At 60.2% G+C, this 1,283-nt stretch carries 1 protein-coding gene; it reads left to right on the forward strand.

Features of this window, described 5'->3' with window-relative positions; genetic code table 11:
* Positions 1-1,283, forward strand: a 1,283-nt coding sequence (locus AC3WLY_RS13475) for an Ig-like domain-containing protein (protein WP_492332675.1), incomplete at both ends; no start/stop codon positions are given.

Raw genomic sequence — 1,283 nt, forward strand, 5'->3', positions numbered from 1 at the left:
GTGCAGGTTCGGCAGGTCGATGTCGCGGGTAATGCGTCGGCCCCGACCTCGTTCAGTTTCACGCTGGATACGTCGGCTGGGGCGCCGGGTGTTGCGTTGACTACCGACTCCGGTAGCAATGCCTCCGATCACATCACCAACGTCGGCACGCTGAACATCACTGGCATCGAAACCGGCGCCACCGTGCAGTACAGCGTTGATAACGGTGCGCATTGGAGTACGAGCTTGAGTGCCGTCGAAGGCGTGAATAATGTGCAGGTTCGGCAGGTCGATGTCGCGGGTAATGCGTCGGCCCCGACCTCGTTCAGTTTCACGCTGGATACGTCGGCCGCTGCGCCGGGTGTTGCGCTGACCACCGATTCCGGCAGCAGCGCTACTGATCACATCACCAACGTCGGCACGCTGAACCTCTCGGGCATCGAAACCGGCGCAACCGTTCAGTACAGCGTCGATAACGGTGCGCATTGGAACACAAGCTTCAGTGCCGTCGAAGGACTGAACAATGTGCAGGTTCGACAGATCGATGTCGCGGGCAACACGTCGTCGGCCACGTCGTTCAGCTTCACGCTCGATACCTCGGCCGCTGCGCCCGGTGTCGCGCTGACCACCGATTCCGGCAGCAGCGTCACTGATCACATCACCAATGTCGGTACGTTGAACGTCACTGGCATCGAGACCGGCGCAACCGTTCAGTACAGCATCGATAACGGTGCGCATTGGAGTACGAGTTTCAGTGCCATCGAAGGCGTGAACAATGTGCAAGTTCGCCAGATCGATGTCGCGGGCAACACGTCGTCGGCCACGTCGTTCAGCTTCACGCTCGATACCTCGGCTGCTGCGCCCGGTGTTGCGCTGACCACCGATTCGGGCAACAGCGCCACGGACCACATCACCAATATCGGCACGCTGAACGTCACTGGCATCGAGACCGGCGCAACCGTTCAGTACAGCATCGACAGCGGTGCACATTGGAGTACCAGCTTCAGCGCCGTCCAAGGCGTGAACAACGTGCAGGTTCGAGAGATCGACATCGCGGGCAACACGTCGTCGGCCACGTCGTTCAGTTTCACGCTCGATACCTCGGCCGCCGCGCCCAGCGTCGCATTGACCGCCGATTCCGGCAGCAGCGCCACCGACCACGTCACCAATGTCGGCACGCTGAATCTTACCGGCATTGAAACTGGCGCCACCGTCGAATATTCGATAGATGGTGGTCATACCTGGAACACCAGTTTCAACGCCGTCGAAGGCGTGAACGACGTGCAGGTTCGGCAAACCGATGT

It is taken from the genome of Burkholderia sp. FW306-1C-G01B, assembly GCF_058781685.1.